15 protein-coding genes are annotated in these 18,359 nt (G+C 66.4%); 5 read left to right on the forward strand and 10 right to left on the reverse strand.

The window, feature by feature from the left end; genetic code table 11:
* Positions 1-243 precede the first annotated feature (243 nt).
* Positions 244-1,338 (forward strand): alpha/beta fold hydrolase, encoded by a 1,095-nt coding sequence (locus tag KF688_00945; protein MBX3424219.1) that lies wholly within the window; start codon positions 244-246, stop codon positions 1,336-1,338.
* Here KF688_00945 and KF688_00950 read toward each other — a convergent pair.
* Positions 1,260-2,219, reverse strand: a complete 960-nt coding sequence (locus KF688_00950; protein MBX3424220.1) for a ZIP family metal transporter — start codon at positions 2,217-2,219, stop codon at positions 1,260-1,262. The genes KF688_00945 and KF688_00950 overlap by 79 nt on opposite strands.
* Before the next feature lie 176 nt (positions 2,220-2,395).
* Between KF688_00950 and dtd the strand changes: the two genes are divergently transcribed.
* Positions 2,396-2,848 carry a D-tyrosyl-tRNA(Tyr) deacylase gene (gene dtd / locus KF688_00955; protein MBX3424221.1) on the forward strand — a complete coding sequence of 151 codons (453 nt, stop codon included), beginning with the start codon at positions 2,396-2,398 and terminating at the stop codon, positions 2,846-2,848.
* Positions 2,849-2,891: 43 nt separating this feature from the next.
* Here dtd and KF688_00960 read toward each other — a convergent pair whose 3' ends face one another.
* Positions 2,892-3,791: a metal-dependent hydrolase gene (locus KF688_00960; GenBank protein MBX3424222.1), complete on the reverse strand. Its 900-nt coding sequence runs from the start codon at positions 3,789-3,791 to the stop codon at positions 2,892-2,894.
* 257 nt (positions 3,792-4,048) lie between these two features.
* Between KF688_00960 and KF688_00965 the strand changes: the two genes are divergently transcribed.
* Positions 4,049-4,750 carry a CvpA family protein gene (locus tag KF688_00965; GenBank protein MBX3424223.1) on the forward strand — a complete coding sequence of 234 codons (702 nt, stop codon included), beginning with the start codon at positions 4,049-4,051 and terminating at the stop codon, positions 4,748-4,750.
* A gap of 197 nt (positions 4,751-4,947) precedes the next feature.
* Here KF688_00965 and KF688_00970 read toward each other — a convergent pair whose 3' ends face one another.
* From KF688_00970 to KF688_00995, 6 genes are all read right to left on the reverse strand, one after another.
* Complete coding sequence (locus KF688_00970) at positions 4,948-5,385, reverse strand: hypothetical protein (GenBank protein MBX3424224.1); 438 nt, start codon at positions 5,383-5,385, stop codon at positions 4,948-4,950.
* A gap of 287 nt (positions 5,386-5,672) precedes the next feature.
* Positions 5,673-6,647 carry an acetyl-CoA carboxylase carboxyltransferase subunit alpha gene (locus tag KF688_00975; GenBank protein ID MBX3424225.1) on the reverse strand — a complete coding sequence of 325 codons (975 nt, stop codon included), beginning with the start codon at positions 6,645-6,647 and terminating at the stop codon, positions 5,673-5,675.
* Positions 6,648-6,708: 61 nt separating this feature from the next.
* A complete protein-coding gene (locus tag KF688_00980; protein ID MBX3424226.1) occupies positions 6,709-7,602 on the reverse strand; it encodes a serine/threonine protein kinase in 894 nt (297 codons plus the stop codon).
* 199 nt (positions 7,603-7,801) lie between these two features.
* Positions 7,802-8,602 (reverse strand): tRNA pseudouridine(38-40) synthase TruA, encoded by an 801-nt coding sequence (gene truA, locus KF688_00985; GenBank protein ID MBX3424227.1) that lies wholly within the window; start codon positions 8,600-8,602, stop codon positions 7,802-7,804.
* 110 nt (positions 8,603-8,712) lie between these two features.
* Positions 8,713-9,726: an aspartate-semialdehyde dehydrogenase gene (locus tag KF688_00990; protein MBX3424228.1), complete on the reverse strand. Its 1,014-nt coding sequence runs from the start codon at positions 9,724-9,726 to the stop codon at positions 8,713-8,715.
* Positions 9,727-9,952: 226 nt separating this feature from the next.
* The gene (locus KF688_00995) at positions 9,953-12,982 is read right to left on the reverse strand and encodes a TolC family protein (GenBank protein ID MBX3424229.1); all 3,030 of its coding nucleotides are present in this window, start codon (positions 12,980-12,982) and stop codon (positions 9,953-9,955) included.
* 480 nt (positions 12,983-13,462) lie between these two features.
* Between KF688_00995 and KF688_01000 the strand changes: the two genes are divergently transcribed.
* Complete coding sequence (locus KF688_01000; protein MBX3424230.1) at positions 13,463-13,825, forward strand: response regulator; 363 nt, start codon at positions 13,463-13,465, stop codon at positions 13,823-13,825.
* Between the two features lie 100 nt (positions 13,826-13,925).
* On the opposite strand, the gene KF688_01005 is transcribed toward KF688_01000, so the two are convergent.
* Positions 13,926-14,987 carry a hypothetical protein gene (locus tag KF688_01005; GenBank protein ID MBX3424231.1) on the reverse strand — a complete coding sequence of 354 codons (1,062 nt, stop codon included), beginning with the start codon at positions 14,985-14,987 and terminating at the stop codon, positions 13,926-13,928.
* A 345-nt stretch (positions 14,988-15,332) separates the two neighbouring features.
* Between KF688_01005 and KF688_01010 the strand changes: the two genes are divergently transcribed.
* Positions 15,333-15,998, forward strand: a complete 666-nt coding sequence (locus KF688_01010; protein ID MBX3424232.1) for a hypothetical protein — start codon at positions 15,333-15,335, stop codon at positions 15,996-15,998.
* A 352-nt stretch (positions 15,999-16,350) separates the two neighbouring features.
* On the opposite strand, the gene KF688_01015 is transcribed toward KF688_01010, so the two are convergent.
* Positions 16,351-17,781, reverse strand: coding sequence for a thioredoxin family protein (locus KF688_01015; GenBank protein ID MBX3424233.1), 1,431 nt, complete (start codon positions 17,779-17,781; stop codon positions 16,351-16,353).
* Positions 17,782-18,359 lie beyond the last annotated feature (578 nt).

An 18,359-nucleotide genomic window follows, 5' to 3' on the forward strand; every position in this document is an offset into this window, starting at 1 on the left:
ACAAAAATCGGGATCAGCCCCGGGGCGGCTCGATCGAATCGTGCCGCCGTCAGGGTCGCTGCAATTGGGCAAACTGTTCTGATTGGCGAAACTCTCGCGAGACGCCCGAAATCGCCGGCCCGAAATCGCCGGGGAGCGCGAGGCTGACTCCCGCGGGAATTTCTGCTAACTTCGTCGCCAAGCGCCGAAGTCGCCCAGTTCCCGCCAGCATGCCCCGCCTCGAACCTCCCCGTTTTCCCGCCCATGCCCGCCCGAACCGATCGATGGACCTTTCGGCCCCACCCGCTGTTGCGGAACGGGCATCTGCAGACCGTGGCCGGGATCTACCTGCCGCGGCGCGATCAACCCTACGCGGCGCGGCGCCACTTTGTGCCATGCGACGCCGTGTCGCCGGAGCAGGGGGGGGACCAACTCGTCCTCCACGAAGATCGCCCGGCATGCTGGCGCGAGCATGAGCCCGTGGTGCTCTTGATCCATGGGTTTGCCGGAAGCGCCCTGAGCACTTACATGGTCCGCACCGCCGAGCGGCTCGTCGAACGCGGCTACTGCGTCGTGCGGATGGACATGCGCGGCTGCGGAGAAGGGCGACACGTGGCTCGCAAGCCGACCCACTGCGGCGCGTACGCCGACGTCGGCGCGGCGGTCAACTTTCTCGCCGAGCGGTACCCCGACGCCCCGGTGCGGGCGGTCGGGTTTTCTCTGGGCGGGGCCCTCGTGCTGGGGCTGCTTGCCGACGCGGGACCTTGTCGGGCCGGCAACCTCGAGCGGGCGTTGGCGGTCTGCCCGCCGATTGATCTGTTCGACGTCGAGCGGCGTTTTCAGAAGCCTGGCGGGCGACCGTACGACAAGTTCTTCGTTAAATTAATTTGGAAGCAAATCCTTGATCGTTGGCAGCGCCACCCGGACCTTGCCCCGAACCCGATCCCGCAGCGTCCCAAGCGGCTGCGCATCATCGACGAGACGGTTGTCGCTCCCGCCGCCGGGTTCGCCAGCGCCGAGGATTACTACGCTCACACGCAGGTCGGCCCGCGGCTAAGCGAGATCGAACAGCCGGCGACGATCATCGCGTCCGTCGACGACCCGATCGTCCCCACGGCGCCGCTGTTGGCGTATCCCCGCGGCGACTCGGTCGAGGTGATCGTCGTCCCGGGGGGAGGGCACCTGGGTTTCATCGGCGCCACCCGCGGCAGCGGCGATCCCGACTCGCGGTGGCTCGACTGGCGGATTCTCGATTGGGTCGAGGACCGCGAGCCCGTCGATCAGCGAAGCACGAACGCGATGTCTGCGGAAGCTGACTCCGTCTCTGTCGGCGCCGAAGCGGCGGGCGACGCGGGATGACGGTGGACCAATCCCTCGAGCTTCGCCACCGCCACTGACACGACGAGTCCCGCCACCAGCGCCGCCGACAGGGCTACGCGGTCATGGTGGTGAAACTGCAGTTCCGGCAGCAGGTCGCTGAGCGAAATGCACAGGAACGTACCGGCCGAGAAGGCGAGCGCCGACGCCAAGAGCGTGCTCCCCGTCGCCTCGTCCTGCGAGACCCCGGCCGCCGAGAGGGCGTAGAAGATCGCGGCCCCCACGGGGATCGACAACGAGAACAAGGCGTTGATCCCCTGCCGCCAGGCGAGCGACCGCTTGCCGCGCGTCATCAGCATGGCGATCGTCATCGAATCGAACGGCTTGTGGAGCGCGATCACCAGGAACGTCCCCAGCCCGGCCAGGGGGAGCGTGCCGTGCCGGTGGAATACGCTTGCCGCGAGCGCCACCCCGCCGATGACGCTGTGGAGCGTGAGCCCGAGCGCGGCCCCGGCCCAGGTGACGTCGTGGTGATGGTGGCCGCGGTCGGTGCACTCGTGCTCGTGCAGCGAGCCGTCGGGCTCCGTCTCCAAGTCGTGGTGGTGGTAGCAGAGGAAACGCTCGATGAAGAACATGGTGAGCCAGCCGGCCAGGACCCACAGCATGACGCCGAACTCGACGTTCTCGACGGTTCCCGCGTCGGCGCCGGGATTGGCCCCTGCGGCCGCGGCCCGGGCCTCGATCAAGGCGTGGGGCAGCATGTGCAGCATGCCGACGCCGAACATCGCCGCCGCGACGAAGCTGACCGCGATCTGCATCCCCCGGTGCGTAAGCCGAAACCACACGGGGATCATCCCCCCGGCCAGCGACGCCAGCAGGATCAGGACGCAGTACCAAGTCAGCGGAACAAGCGGCGACGTCACGGCACGTGCGCAAGGATCGGGCTGGAAGGGCGAGGAAAGGGCCGTGTAGTATGTCTGCCGCGACCCCAGGCAACAAGCGGCGAGCGGCGCGGGGGCGCCGTGGCCCGTCTCCGACGAGTCAGTGCACGTCCGCTTCCTTCGGTCGACCGCCGGCGGTCAACGCCCCATAGCGCCCCATGAAAGCCCTCCTGCAACGCGTTTCCCGAGCCAGCGTGACCGTCGACGGCTGCGTCGTCGGCGAGATCGGTCGCGGGTTGCTCGTGCTGTTGGGGGTCGCCGTCGAGGACGGCGAGGACGAGCTGCGGAGGCTTGTCGACAAGGTGGTCGACCTGCGAATCTTTGAGGACGACGCCGGCAAGATGAACCGCTCGGTCTTCGACGTCGGCGGGGCGCTGTTGGTCGTCAGCCAGTTCACTCTGCTGGGGGACTGCCGCAAGGGCCGGCGTCCCAGCTTCATCGCCGCGGCGCCGCCGGAGATGGCCGAGCGACTGTACGAGCGGTTCTGCGAGCTCGCTCGCCGCCGCGGCGTCGCCGTCGCGACCGGGACGTTCCGCGCCCACATGGAGGTCGCCCTCGTGAACGACGGCCCTGTGACGTTGATGGTGGAGGCGCGAGGGGACGGAGAGTGACAGGCGACCGGCGAGGCCCGTTCGCGCCCCGTCGCCGATCCTCTCACTCATGAATCCGGCGCCAAATCCGGCGGGCCGTGTCGTAAATCGTGCGGTCGCGCCGCGGCGGTTGCGGGACGACTTCCGGATGGTCGGGACCCGTCACCGGGCCGACGTCGAACCCTTGTTGCGTGATCTCCGGCGTCGTCGGTTGCACGCCGGCCACCATCGGCGCGGGAGTTCGCTGCCCTAGTCCGTCGTTCAGCCCGGTCCGCAGGCGGTCGCGCAACGCGTCCTTGTCGAGCACGATCGGCGAGAGCTGGCCGTAGCGATCCATCATCGCCGGCTCGCTCAGAACCAGGACCGCGACGATACCCAGTTTGGCGTACACCGACATGTTGCCGCGAAACGACGGGCCCCACAATTTCAGCGCCGTGCCGAACGACTTCTTGAACCGCCATCGGCCGCCGGCCCACTCGACCGAGTAGATCTCGTCGGTGATCAAGTGGCTGAGCACTCCGAAGAACACGCCCCCCGCTTTGAAGTAGCGAAGCTGCAAATCGGCGTAGTCGGTGATCAAGAACGCCACGCCGGTGAACACCAACAGTCCCGGGATGCTGTGAAACATGCCGCGGTGGACCGTGTACCGCGCCAACAGCCGCGCGACCCCGAACCGAACGAACAAGTAGATCGCCAGTCCCGCGAGCACGAGCTGCTCGTGGTTGAGCCCCAACTGCGAAAACCGTCCGACCAGAAACACGGGCGCCACGGCGGCGAAGAAGCCCATCACCTCGCGCAGCGGCACGCCCGAGTCGCTGTCGATGTCGGGCAGCATCCCGCCGACGCTGCACATGATGCCGGCGATCGCCGCGCTCTCGATCGGCACGCCGCGATAGACGCCCAACCCCGCGTAGCCGATTCCGACCACCGTGCTGGTCGTGATGTGAGTGCGAAAACCTGCCATGGCGTCGCCATCCAAGTCCAAGAACGTCCGCCGAAGAGCCGCTCGATCCGCAGGCGGCGCGACGGCGGACTGTCGCAAAAGCCCCCTGCCTTGCCAAGACAAATCTCGCCGGGTGCTGGCGTTGCTGGCGCCGGCCTCGGCTGCGGCGCAGCATGCGTGCTAGCACAATTGCCCTTCGCCGCACCCTGCTCCACGGATATACTCCCCGCCGCGAATTTCCTGCCCCCGACCTCTCGCCTCTTTCCCCCGCCTCCGCCATGCAGCCTTACGACATGATCATGGTCGCGGTGCTCGCCGTCGCCACCATCTTTGGATTCTGGAAAGGGCTCGCTTGGCAGGTCGCGTCGTTGGCCTCGCTGGTGGTCAGCTACGTCGTTGCGCTGAAGTTCGCCGACCAAGTGGCGCCCATGGTCAGCGATCACGCCCCCTGGAACAAATTCCTCGCGATGCTGCTGATCTACGCCGGCACGTCGCTGATCGTCTGGATGTTGTTTCGGATCGTCGCCGGGACGATCGACCGCGTGAAGCTCAAGGAGTTCGACCGTCAGATGGGGGCCCTGGTCGGGTTCGCCAAGGGGGTCCTGTTGTGCATCGCGATCACGTTCTTCGCCGTCAGCCTGCTGGGGGACGGTCAGCGGGAGTCGATCATCGGCTCCAAGAGCGGGCAGGCGATCGTCGCGCTGTTGGACAAGGCCGACGCCGTGGCGCCGCCGGAAATCCACAAGGTGATCGATCCGTACATCAAGAAGGTCGAGGAGCGGCTCGACCCGAATTTCCGTCCTAATCCGTCCGGCGACCTGCAGCAGCTCAACGACCTGTGGCGGCAACAATCGGCCGCCGCAAGCCAGCAGGGGGGAGGCGCCGCCTGGCCGACCTCGCAGCCGTCCGCCCAACAGCCGAGCCAACAAGCGACGTGGCCGAGCACCCCGGCCTGGCCGGCGTCGACGCAATCGCGGTAGCGAAGTTCATCGCCCCGATGTAATGAGCCGCACGACGTCAGCCGCGGATCGCACGGCGCGCGAAGTTTCGTCCAGCGTGCTTCGACCCGCGGCCAGCGCCGTGCGGCTCACTTTGCGATCTTTGCGATGACGCCGGCCGTTGCGGGCAGGGGGGCCAATCGGGGCGGAAAACGGCCCGGAAACGAACATAAGAACGATTATCGGACGTTGCCGGCGGGGCTCACGGCCCCGGGATCAGCGTCAGTCTTGCCCTTGTCCTTGTCCTCGCCCTTCTCTTGTTCTGGGGCATTCCACCGGCATGGATACAGGACTTTGTCGATGGTGACTTCCAAGTCGCGCGAAGCGGCGACGCCGATCGGCTGTCCGGGGATCCGGCTATGTTGAAGCGAGAACAGGACTTGCGCATTCGTTCTTGCGTTGTCAGGAAATAAAGTGGGCGGACAAGCAATCAGGAGCGCGTCGACGTAAACGATCGCGCCTTTGCGTATCTTAGAGGCCGACTTTTCGGACATGAGCAGTTCGAGCGGCTTGCTGCGAATGAAACTCAGCCGCGGGGTCGGTTGGCCAGGTCGATTTGCCAAGGGATTCTCAGCATAGACTGTCGCGACGCCGTCCTTCCAGGTCAGGTGGCTCATTGGAACTTTGTACCGAACGCGAGCGCCGGAAATCGCCTCGCGGACCGTCTGTTCTTGGACTCGACGGTATTTGTCTCGTTGCGGACCGGTGTCTTTAGGAAGAACGTCCTTTCTCGCAACAAGGGTTCGAACCTTTGCCGCCCAATTCTGGATCTGGATGGGACGGACGTCCCCACGTTGCTCGCCAGGGGCGGGCGAAGGGCAAATACCGACGATTAGCAGTGAGCATAAGAGGATTCGATGGGTCATGGTAACCCTGCCGCACGTCAGTGAATGCAAACTAGGCCTCACGCCGTCGTCGCTGCTTCCAAGTACGGCCCCATCTTGCGGAACTTCTCGTACCGCTGGGCGAGCAACTCGTCCGGCGACAGCCGCGCCAGTTCGCGCAGGGTCTTCACCAGATACATCTTCAGCCGGGTCGCCATCTGGTGATGGTCGCGGTGGGCGCCGCCGAGGGGTTCTTCGACGACGTCGTCGACGACCCCCAGTTCGCTGAGGTGCTTTGACGTGATCTTCAGCGCCTTGGCCGCCTGGGGGGCGAAGTCATGGCTCTTCCAGAGGATGCCGGCGCAGCCTTCGGGGCTGATGACCGAGTAGTAGGAGTACTCGAGTACGGCCACGCGGTCGCCGACGCCGATCCCCAAGGCGCCTCCCGAGCCTCCTTCGCCGATGACGACGCAGACGATCGGGGTCGCCAGCCGCGACATCTCGAGCATGCTCTGGGCGATGACCTGGGCCTGGCCGCGCTCCTCGGCGCCGATCCCCGGGTAGGCCCCGGGGGTGTCGATGAGCGTGACGATCGGCAGCCCGTACTTGGCGGCCAAGTGCATCTTCTCCATCGCTTTGCGGTAGCCCTCGGGATGGGCGCAGCCGAAGAAGCACTCGTTCCGTTCTTTGAGCGTCTTGCCTTTGTGGTGGCCGACGAGCATCACCTTGAACTCGTCGAGCTTGGCGAACCCGGTGCGGAGCGCCCGATCGTCGCCGAAGAACTTGTCGCCGTGCAGTTCGACGAACTCGTCGAACACCAGATCGACGTAGTCAGTGAACATCGGCCGATCGGGGTGCCGCGCGACGCGCACGGTTTCCCATTCGTCGAGGTTCTTGTAGATGGAGCGCATCGTCTCGGTGAGCTGCTTGCGGAGGGCGCGAATCTGTTCGCGGAGTTCCGGCGTGCGCGGCTCGATCCCTTCCAGATCGCGAATCTGCTCTTCAAGCTCGTAAATCGGCTGCTCGAACGGCAGTTGAAAACTTGCGGAAGCCATAACGAAGCGCTGGGGCTGGGGACTGGGGGCGTGAGGAACGAGCGACGGTTTCGAGGGCCGTTCAGCGTTTCTCCGGATCCGTCGGCGCCGGCTGGTCGGGTTCGACCGGGCGTTTGGGTTTGATGTGAAAACAGCGGCCCGCTTTGAGCGCCTGGCGGAATTCGCGCAAGGTCTCGGGCCGATCCTTCGGGTCTTTGGCCAGCATCCGATGGACCAACTCGGCGAATTCGGGTTGCACGTTCTTTTGCAGCATCCCCAGCGGCGTCGGCTTGCTCTTGAGATGCTTGTTCAGCAGGTCGGCCATGTTAGTCCCGGTGAACGGCACCTTGCCGCTCATGAGCTCGTAGACCATGCAGCCGAAGCTGTAGACGTCGGACCGCTCGTCGACGGCCAAGCCGCGGATTTGCTCGGGGGCCATGTAGCTGTAGGTCCCCTGCACCGGCGACTTGCCGCCCAGCAGCTTGCCGAGCCCTTTCTTGATCTTGCGGCTTAAGTTGAAGTCAATCAGCCGCACATGATTATCGTCGTTCACCAGAAAGTTGTCCGGCTTGATGTCGCGATGGACCCACCCCTTCTGGTGCAAATGATCGAGCGCCTGGGCCGCTTCGTCGAGGATCGTATCGAGCCGCCAATGGAGCCGCTCGATGCCGAACTGTATTTGCTGTTTCAGGTTCGGCGTCTTGAACAGTTCCATCACCAGGTAGGTGCCGTCCTTGCCCGTGCCGTAGTCGTAGGTCTTGATGATCGACGGATGATCGAGCGTCTTGCCGACGGCGAATTCGTGCTTGAGCTCTGCGGCTGAGGCGCGGTTGTGGCGGCTTCCCGGGGGGAGCCACTTCATTGCGTACGCGGTCTGCTCGGCCACGGGTCGCACCGCCCAAATCTCAAACAGCGCCCCGGCGCGAATGAGATGGAACATGCGGTAAGGACCGACGAATTCGCGACCGGCGGACATGGGCGAAGACGGGGCGAAAGCAATGGCGGGGCAATCGGAAAAATCGTGCCAGTAAGTGTAGTCGCCCGCGCCTCCGCGGGAAACCGCGGCTGAGGCGTCAGAGCGGAGAACGAGCCGCTCGACTGCACGGATCTCGCCTTGTCCGGGCGGCGTGCGCCGCTCCCTCCGCGTGCCTTTGCGACCCGCTGAGTCGGGCTCGTCAGTACTCGACGCGCATCAACATCAGACCGTGGGCCGGGGCGGTTTGACCGGCGGCGCGGCGGTCGCGGGCGGCGATCGCTTCGGCCACCCACTGCGGCTCGCGACGGCCGCGGCCCACGTCGACCAGCGTGCCGGCGATCGTGCGGACCATGTGGTAGAGAAAGCCGTCGCCGGTGACGTCGACGGCGACCAGCCCCGGGGCCTCGTGCAGGGCGGCGTTCCAGACGGGGGGCGTCGCGTCCCCGGCGTCGGCGCCCTGCTCCCCTGCCCCGCTCACGCTCACGTTCAGAATCGTCCGTACGGTCGATTCGCGCGGGCTGCCGACCGATTGGAAGCTCGCGAAGTCCTGCTCGCCCAGCAGGTGCGCCGCGGCGGCGCGCATAGCGGACAGATCGAGCGCGCCCGGGATATGCCACGCAAACCCGCGGGCGAACAGCGGCCTCGTGCGCCCCTGGTACAGCGTGTAGCGATAGGTCTTCTGCCGCGCGTCGTGCGTGGCGTGAAAACCCTCGGGGGCGTGTTCGACCGTCAGCACCGCCATATCGGCGGGGAGCCGCGAGTTGAGAGCGTCGGCCAGCCGTTCGGCGGGAATCGTCGTCGGCGAGTCGATGCTGGCAACTTGCCCCGCAGCGTGAACTCCGGCGTCGGTGCGGCCCGCAGCGGCGAAGGTCGCATCCTCGCCGGTCGTTTCGCGCCACGCCCGCTCGAGCTCCCCCTGCACCGTCCGCCGTCCTGGTTGCCGCTGCCAGCCGCAGAACTCGGCGCCGTCGTAGGCCAGGGTCAGCTTGAACGAGGACATCGACAAAAAACGAAAGCGAGATGTGCGATCGTTGATGGGAAGGACTGTCGCTTCCGCTCGCATTCCAGCGTAGTCACGTCAACAATCCTGCATCAAACGTCCCGCTTCGCTCACACCCCCGCGGCCGTTCGCACCAGCAACTCGGCGATCTGGACCGCGTTGGTCGCGGCGCCTTTGCGTAGGTTGTCGCTCACGCACCAGAACGCCAAGCCGTTGTCGCAGGAAAGATCCTCGCGAATCCGGCCGACGAACACCGCGTCGTCGCCGTCGCACAGGCTGGGCATGGGGTAGGCCCCGGCCGCTAGATCGTCGATCAGCTTGATCCCCTCGGCCGCGGCGAACAGCTCGCGCGCCTCGGCGGCCGTGATCTTCTTTTCGGTCTCGACCAAAATGCTCTCGCTGTGGCAATTGACCACGGGGACGCGCACGCAAGTGGGGCAGACGCGAATCGTGTCGTCGCCGAAGATCTTGTGGGTCTCGTAGACCATCTTCATCTCTTCGCTTGTGTACCCCTGGTGCTTAGGCGAGCCGATCTGCGGGATGAGGTTGAACGCGATCGGGTGCTTGAAGGCTTGATAGTCGTACGAAGCCCCGTCGAGCGCCGCCCGGCTGCCGGCCGTGAGGTCCTCTTGTCCCTTGACCCCGGCGCCGCTGGTGGCCTGGTACGAGCTGACGATCACGCGGCGGATTCGTCCCGCGTCGTGCAGCGGTTTCATCGCCACGACCATCTGGGTCGTCGAGCAGTTGGGGCTGCTGATCACCCCTTGGTGCTTTTGCACGTCGTCGGGGTTGACCTCGGGGATCACCAGCGGCACGGTCGGATCCATGCGGAAGTGTCCGCTCTCGTCCACGACGACGCAGCCGGCCGCCTTGGCCCAGGGGACGAACTCGGCGGCCGTCTCGTCGGGAGTGCTGCCGATTGCCAAGTCGATTCCTTGAAACGCCTCGGGGGTCGCCTCGACGACCTGATGCTCTTCCCCTTTGAACGTGATCGTCGTGCCGGCGGACCGTTTCGAGGCGAGGAACGTGATCTTCTTGTACGGGAAGTCGCGCTCCTCGAGCAGTTGACGAATGATGCGGCCCACGGCGCCAGTGGCGCCCACGATGGCGATCGAATCGAACACGGCCAGGGGTCTCCGAAATGGCGCCCCGCAAGGGGGCGCCGACGGCAGGACGCGGGCTTCGGCAGACAGTTGCGGCGGCCCGGCTTGGGTAAACCTCGCAGTATAGGCGACTCGCCGCGAAGGGACAATGTTCGCGCCGTCGCGGTCGACGCCCGAAAGGAGCTGCAGTGCCGCGGGGAGTTCCCGGTGCGAGCCCAGCCTGCTGCCTGCGACGGCGGCGGCCCTGCTACTTCGCCGGCTGGGAGTCGACCGGCGGCAGGGGGCGGACCGACACTGGCAAGACCAGCGTCTCGCCCCTCGGAGTCTTCTCGACGGGCCAATCGATCAGCGCCGCGGCGGCCCGAATTGTGTCTTCCTGCAGTTGCTGCGATTCGCGGCGCGAGATCCGCTCGACGGCCGGCGGCGGCAACGGCTCGCCAGGCGCGGCCTCGCTTCCCGGGAACGTCGGCGCCTCGGGCAACCGCGGCGCTGCGTCGTCGCCTCCGGCCGGCGCATCCCCGTCGGGAATCCCCAGAGCCTCGCCCGCCGAAATCTCCTCGGGCAGTTCCAGCCCCTCGACCGTCGCCACGTAGTCGCTCGGCCGACACTTAAGCCCCATCGCCACCTCGGGGCACAACAAATAGTTGCGCAGCGGCATGTTGTTTTCCACGCGCACGCCCGTCGGGTCGAGTTGCATGACCCCCAGATCGAATTCCAGGTTGAGCCGCTGCACTTCGTAATTGACCCATACGCTCAAGAAATCGTTCTGCACGTTCAGCAGATCGGAGAGCGACTGCACGAGGTCGCGGGCCGTCGTGTTGCTCAAGAGCTGCTCTTCGCCCGGCTTGGGGGGTTCCGAGAGCCGCAGTTGCGTCAGGTCGACCTGCGAGATCGCCACCAGCACGGCCGCCCGACGAAGCTCGAAGTTGATTTCGTTGAGTCGCGCTTGCCGCAACTCGTTGCGGAGTCCTTGCGCGATGCGATCGCGAAACTGGTAGTAGTTGCGCCGCGCCTGTTGGTACTCGATGAGCGACTGCCGGTAGACGTTCCGCTCGGCAAGCCGCGTGAGCGGGGCGTCGAACTGCACCCCGACCCGCAGCCGGCCATTGGTGTTGCGCAGGTTGAACGGGTTGTCTCCCACGTTGCCGATGTCGCCGTTGAACACGAGGTTCAATCCGCTCCGCAGGTCGTTGGCGTTGAAGTAGATCAACCGCCACGTGTCGACCAGTTGCATGCGGGCGTTCATCCAGTCGGGTCGGAACGCGGCGGCGATCTGCAAGGCCTCTTCCGAGTTGAGGTCGACCGGGTCGATCGTGATCGCGTCAAGCCGGGCGCCTGCTTGCACCAGCGACGCCTCGAGCAATTGCCCCGAGACGTTCGTCAGCGTCTCGACCAGCGGCGACAGCACTTCGGCCGCAGTCAAGTTGGGTCGCTCCCCGAGATCGTCGAGTCGCTGCCATTCCGTTTCGAGCCGGCGGCGCAGTTCGGCGAACTCGCGGCGTCGCGACTCGGCCCGAGTTTCCAGAGCGGAGAAATCGAACAGCGCCGGGTCGAGCCGGGCGGCCTGCAGCTCGGGTCGGGCGGAGAGAGCCGCCAGTTCCTCTTTGCGTGCGGGGGCCGCGGCGTCGAACTTGGCGAAGTCGGCGTCGATCGCCGCCAAGCGTTCGCTGATCGCCGTCTCGGCGGCGAGCGCCGAGGCCAGCAAGGTTTCAAGCCGCGACTCGAAGTTGTCGGGCAACATCGCGAGCTCGTCGCCCTGCCGACCTGCGGCGGCGGCCTCGTCGCGGCGGCGATTCAGTTCGTCGCGCAACTCGCGCAGCTGCCCCAGCACCACGGTGACGTGCGCCTGAACAGTCTCCAGCTTGGGATCGAGCAGATTGAATTCGTTGAGAATGTCGTCGCTGATCTTGACCGGGATCTCCGGCGGGAGCCCTAGCGTCGAGACCTTGAACTCGTCGAGCGCCCCTTCGTACTGGTTTTCAGCGGTGAGCAACTGGCTCTGGGCGTTGTAGAGGGCTTGCCGCGCAAGATCGACCTGGAACCGATCGATGCGTCCCGCCTCGTAGGTGGCTTGCAGTTGGTCGACGCTGTCGTTGAGAGCGGCGACGTTGGCCCGTTGGTTGCGAATCTGCTGTGCCGATTGCAGCAGACCGAGATAGCCGCCGGCCGCGGCCGCGCCGGCGCCGCCGGTAAAGCCCTGGCCCGCCTGCCCTCCCCCGAACCCGCCGCCGAAGAAGCCGACGTTGCCGAAGCCGCCGCCGCCGACGCCGGCGAAGCCTTCCAACCCGCTGCCGCCGAAGAATCCGCCGCGGCGCGAGGGTCCCTGCCCCGGATCGCGTCCGACGGCGACGTTCATGTAGAACCCTTGCCGGAAGCGCTCCATGCTGCGGACGTTGCCCAGGAGCGCGCGCTCGGCGATCGTGAGCCGCTCCATGACGCGGGTTCGCCCTGCGCCGCGCAACAGCGGCTGCACGAGCGAGAAGTCCAACAGCGTCGTGCTGGCGTAGTCGTCGGGGCCGGCGAACTGCCACACGAGCGAGTTCGCCATGCCGGCCGCCAGCGTGCCGCCGGTCGTGTTGAGTTTCGACAGCCGCAGCCGATTCGCCGGCGAGAAGGGACTCACCTCGAACTGGCTCGATGAATTGCCCGTGCCGCTCCGAACCCGTCCGTCGGCTGTGTAAAAGATCTGCGACCCGCCGAAGAACTGCGTATCGAACCGGAATCGCTCGAAACTGACGTCGAGCGCCGACAGGTACAAGTCCTCCAATTCGTTTTGGTAGCGGGGCGATTCAAGCAGTCCCAATCGCACCGCCGTTTCCAAATCGAGTTCGACCTCGCCTCGGGAATTGCGCGGCAAATGGGCCTGCCAGTCGGGATTGTCGACGAACGGCGTCTTGGGGAGCCGCTTCCACAGCTTCGAGCCCTTCTTGCAGTCGACGTACTCCATCAGCTTGTGAGCCGCGGGATCGTCGGGGGGTTGAGGCTCAAGGTCGGGATCGTAGGGATCCGCCATCCGCGAGCGCGGGTCGACGTCGATCCGCAGCGGTTCGGGATCGACGCACACGGCCGCGGCCTTGTGATCGATGATGCAGTTCGCTTCCGCGTCAGCCCGTCGGCGATAGTCCGAGGTCTTGCACCCCGGCGTCGCGAGCGCCACGGCCACGAGTCCCGCGACCGCGGTCCAACCGGCGCAGCGTCGCGCACGGGCGATCCGACCCGCCGCTAGCGTCGGCTGCAGAGACCGCCGCGACTGCGGCGGCGCAGGATGGTCGGACATGTCGGGCCGGGGGAAAAGACGTAAGGACAAGGGCGCCGCGCAGGCGGCTATGTCCAAATTCGGCACGTCGGCGGGCCCCCTTGAAGCGATCCGGGGGATTCACTCTCCTGCGCCGTTGGTCAGCCCACCGAAGCCCCTGCCAGCACTTTCCCGAAGCCCGCAGCCTCGCCAGTCTCACCCGCCTCCCGGGGCGAGTCCGATCGGATCGTCCGAGGCGGACATGGCGGGTTCCCGCGAGCGGCGATTCCCTGGCGGGCACGATGTATGCGCAACCGCTACAGGCTGCACCGCTCGACCGCACGACGGACAGGACGCGCGAAACCCTCCCCGAGGAGTCCGCCGAGACGGCCCCCCTCTCACGACGGGGTTTGACATACGCTACGACCGACCTAGCTTTCGGCAGACCAGGAATGTCAGCCGGAGCACTTGCCGCCGGCGCCAATAGGATTGAACCGCGATCTACGTGAGGAGCCCGCCGCCATGAGCGCACGCGTGTTGGTTGCCGACGATTCGAGCACGATGCGGAAGATTATTCTGCGGTCGCTCAGCGCCGTGGGAGTTCCCACCGCCGTTGAGGCCGCTGACGGGGAAGAAGCGATCAAGCTGTTCAATCCCGGCGATTTCGACCTCGTGCTGACCGACTGGAACATGCCGGGCAAGAACGGCCTGGAAGTGATCCAAGAGATCCGCAAGCAGGATCCCAAGGTGCCGATCATCATGGTCACCACCGAAGCGGAGAAGTCGCGAGTGCTGGAGGCGATCCAGGCCGGAGTCTCCGATTACCTGGTGAAGCCGTTCACCGCCGACACGCTCCGCGAGAAGCTCGAAAAGCACGGCTGCTGAAGCGCCGCGCTGCCGGCCTCTGCAGCCAACCTGCCGCACATCAGCAGGCGTCCCGCGCTCGCAAGCGCAGGGCGCCTGCTGTCGTTTTCGGGATTGGTGCTCAACGATCGCTTCGTTCCGCGGGACGGATCGTCAATCGACCGGCGTGGATTTCGCCTTGCAGGCGGGCGTCGGCCAGCACGGCGTCGATGAGCTCTTGCTGCGTCGCTTGTTCGACCGTGCAAGAGACGCGCACCGCGCGGAGCGCCGTCGCCTGCTCTGGTTCCGTCCACTTGATGTGCAGGTTCATCTGCCGGACGAGTTGATCGAGCACGCTCCCCAGCGGCTGGTTCTCCAGCCGGAGCGAATAGCGTCGCTCGGCTGGGGCCGCAGCGGGGCGCGATGTTGAGGCTGCGGCTGATCCGGGAGCGCCCCGCAGCGCGGTCTTGAGCCGAGCGTGTCCGGCGGCCGTCGCGGCGACGCGAACGACGCTCCCCTGCCCTGCCCCGCCGCGCGGCACGACGGCCGCGAGCTCCGTCGCGACAAGTTCGGCGAGCGACTCGTCGAATGCCGCGCGGTTGCGGGCTTGCACCGCGTACTCGCGCGTGACGCGGACCGGACGCTCCACGGGTCCGATCACGGGCCGACCCGCGCGATCCGCGGAGAGCGCCAACTCGAACCCGGCCAGCAGCAAGACCGCGCGATCGGCTGCGGCCAGGGGGGGCAGCTTTCCCGCGGCGAGCAAGTCGTGCGGCGCCAATTCCGCCGTCGCCGGCGTCAGGCCCACAGGCGCGAGCCACTCGGTCGCCAGCGCCCGCGATTCCGAAAGTCGCGGCCAACTGACGGCGCGAGGCGTCAGCCACTGCTTGCGCACCGCGGCAGGCGCCCGTTGCAGATCGTCGCGCAGCCGGAGCGCAAGCGTGGCAATCTCGTCCGCGGCGCCAGGCGGACCAAAGCACACGACGCCGTTCCACGCCGCCGCTTCGGACCCGGTTTCGCGAGCGATCAATTCCAGCGCTTCCGCAACGGACGTATCCGGCACGACGAGCGAGACGAGTCGCTGCCGATCGACGCGGCGGTCGATCCACAAGGGCGTGTGCGCCGTTTCGAGGGTCCGCTGGAGCACGATCTCCAACTGCTGATCGCGCCATGTTGCGGCGAACGGGCGCGCAAGGTTCGGCACTCCGCGGAGCGAGTCCTCGCTGCGCGCAACGGGGCGCCCGGCCGTCGCCAGTCCGGCCGCAACGACCGCCGCGCAGACGGCAAGGCGGCGCGCGCGTAATTGCCGCCACGGGGGCGTCAAGCGAATGCTGGGCGGAATTCGGCGGAATTTCAAAATCGTTTGTATGATCCCGGCCCCCAATTACACTCAGGATTAGCCGTCAACCGCAACCGATCTCTTGCCGAACTGCAGACGCGTCGGCATCGCTCGATCGGCAACGCGAGGCCCGGCTTGCCGTGCGGCGAGACGTCTCGTCGCTTCCGCCACCCTTGCCGTCGTCCGGTCGACTACCACGAGCGCCTTCCCATGCACGATCAACCGGCCTGGACGTCCCTGCTCGTCGATTATTACGAGCAGTATCTCATCGACCAAGACATGGCGGCGTTTCTCCGGCAGACGTCGGAGCGTTATTTCGTCGGCACGCTGGAACGATTGGCCCAAACCGGCGAGCGAGCCGCCCGTCGGGCCGCGGTGATTGCTCTCGGGCGGTTGGCCGATTACCGGTCCAACACCGTCGTCGGCCGTGCGTTGTGCGACTCGGACCGCGGCGTGCGGACCCTGGCCGAGAACGCGCTGGCGAAGTTGTGGCTGCGCGTCGGCACGGCCGCCCAGCAACGCCGGCTGACCGCCATTGCCGAGCAGCTCGACGACCAAGATTACGAACGGGCCGCGATGCTCGCAGGCAAGCTGATTCAGGACGCCCCGTGGATCGCTCACGCGTGGTTCCAGCGGGGGCAGGCGTACTTCAATCTTGCCCAGTACGACGCCGCGACGCGAGACTGTCACCAGGCGCTCGAGATCAACGCCTACCATTTCCGCGCGGCGGCCGCCATGGGACAGGCCCGGCAACTGGCCGGCGATCTTGTCGCGGCGTTGGAATGCTACCGCCGGGCCTTGCGGATCAACCCGCAACTCGAGGATATCCGAGCCCGGATGATCCAACTCCAACGGATGCTGAAAGAGCAGCAGTAACCGGCCGCGGCGCACGCCTACGCTTTGCTGCCCGCGACGAAGGCCATGCTCGGGCTGCGGAGCCGGTCCTGAACTCGGACCTCTCCCTGTGCGCCTCTCAAGAAAGAGGCCCTTTCGACCGTGCCGCGCTTTGCACGCTCCAGGCGCTCGAGTCGCCGGAACCAGCACTGAGTCTTCGGTTCAGTTGGCCAGCGGCAATGCCCGGTCGAAAGGGCACTGTCTGAAGCTTAGCCGAGACAGGCGTCCCGGGGCGAGCAAGCCGCGAATTCGCCGAGGAATCGCTCGATCGAAACAAGGACGCACCGTTGCGGCAGCACTCGTCGCCGAATCGTCGGTCGCCCGTCCTCACTCGTTACCGCCGAATCGTCTCTCCGCCGGCGGCGTCCATGCGGCTCATCGCCTGCCGCACGGCGGCAGCGTACTTGGCCGGGTTGTCGGCGAACTTCTGCATCGACGCGGGGCTGCTGAACAGATACATCTGCCCGGCGTAGTGGCATCCCAGTCGCCGCGTCCCGACGACTTCCTGGCCGTTGTCAAGCAACTCGACGGGGTCCTGACCTGCGAATACGGGGCTGTATGCGTCGGGGTTGGCCGCGAACTGCTGCCGCTCGACGTCGCTGACGAACAGGTAAGTGCGGCCGCGGTGTTCCATGCCGACGACGGCGTTGCCGGCGACCCATTTGCCGGCGGTGCGTAACGTGACGGGGCAGTAGCCGTCCAGCCCGACCGGCGCTGCGCCGGCCGGCAATTGCGATTGTCCGGGAGCTTGCGGCGCGACGGCCGCGACTTGCGGGGGCGGGGCGAAGTGCGAACCCGGCGCCGGCGTGCTTGGCTGCGCCGAGGCGGCTGCGTAACCCGGGGCAGCCCCGTTCCCGGTGATTCCCCCTGCAGGGGATCCGGGCGGAAAGGTTGCAGCCGCAAACTGGGCGTCGGCGCTCGCGGCGATTTGTGCCGGAGGAGTTGCGTACCGCCCTGCAGAGGCATTCGCCGCCGCAGCCATGTCCGAGCCCGTCGGCGCCACGGGCGTCGAGGCAGAACCGCCCGGCGCGGCAGCGTTCACGAAGTTGTTTTGCACCACTTGCGGACTGTCTGCAGCCGGTCCTGTCGGCGCCGGAGCGTACCGGTTCGCAACGGATTGGCCGGGAGCGCCGCCCTGCGATGGCCCCGCAGCGTACTGAGCGGCGTAGCCTGTCTCCGGCGTCGTCCCGGCCATGTAATTGGGTCGAGTCTGCCCGTACGGGCTTACGGCTCCAGCGGCCGGCGCGGCTGGCAGTTGCGGCGGGGCGATGTTGAGCCCCGCATAGGCTCGGTTCGTCGAAGCTTGGCCGCCGGAACCCGCCTGTTGCTGCATCGTCTGCCGATAATGTGCCGCCAGCGTGCTGAGTTGTTCCAAATACTTGTCCGCCTGTTGCGGACAGTTCAGCGACGCCAGCGGCGAACCCTGAGGATCGAGCACGACGTCGGTCGGAACCGACTTGAGCCGGTACATCCCCGCAAGCGCCATGGAGGAGTCGGCGTCGATCTTGACGGGGACGTAGTTCTGTTCCAGTGCGGGCCCCACGTGCGGCTGGCTGAACACCGCGTTGTCGAGCACTTTGCACGGCCCGCAGGTCGTCGTGTAGAAGTGAATCAGCAGCAGCTTGCCCGTCGAGGCCGACTCGACCTTGGCGGCGTCGAGATTCGTGCGCCAAGCGACCCCCTCGGCAATCGCCGAGGGCGACCATGCGGCGGCGAACAAACAAGCGATCGCGGCGACAAAGATTCCGGGGCGTGCAATGGTCATGGCGATGTCCGCTGAGTCACGAAGTCGTCCCCGTCCGAAACGTGCGGACTGGGCCCCGAGCCTGCTAGGCGCAGAGGTGCGTCGGTGTTCGACTTATCGACCGGGAGGGTCGGCTAAATTGAGGCGAGTTTGCCGATTCTTTCGATTGTTCGGGGGGGGAGAGAAGGCCTGGGCTGTCGTGCTGACGTCGTGCCGACTCTCGCCCCGCGACTGGCTGCCAAACGGATGCGGGAAGAGTATGGCTGAATTTCCGTAACACTTTGTCATACAGCAAGTTGCGGACTTCGGCGGGCTCCTCCTGGAGCGCCAAGCGGAAACGCTCTCGGCCGCAACGAGGAGGCCCGGCCCCCTGGCGGCGCCAGCACGGCCGAACGAAGGATCTTGCCGCCGTGAAAAACTTAGGGCGGCTCGGGCGGATCCGAGAAGCTAGCTTGACAGAACGTCGCCAGCGGCGAATACTACCGCAGAGTGAGGTCATCGCCCCGTCGATCGACGGGATCTTGGGCCTATTACGGCGCCCCTTGGCGGTGCAGTTCTTCGGATCGTCGCTTGGCGAACTTGCAAGGCTGAGGCTTGGC

The organism is Pirellulales bacterium, assembly GCA_019636345.1.
Lineage (GTDB): Bacteria > Planctomycetota > Planctomycetia > Pirellulales > Lacipirellulaceae.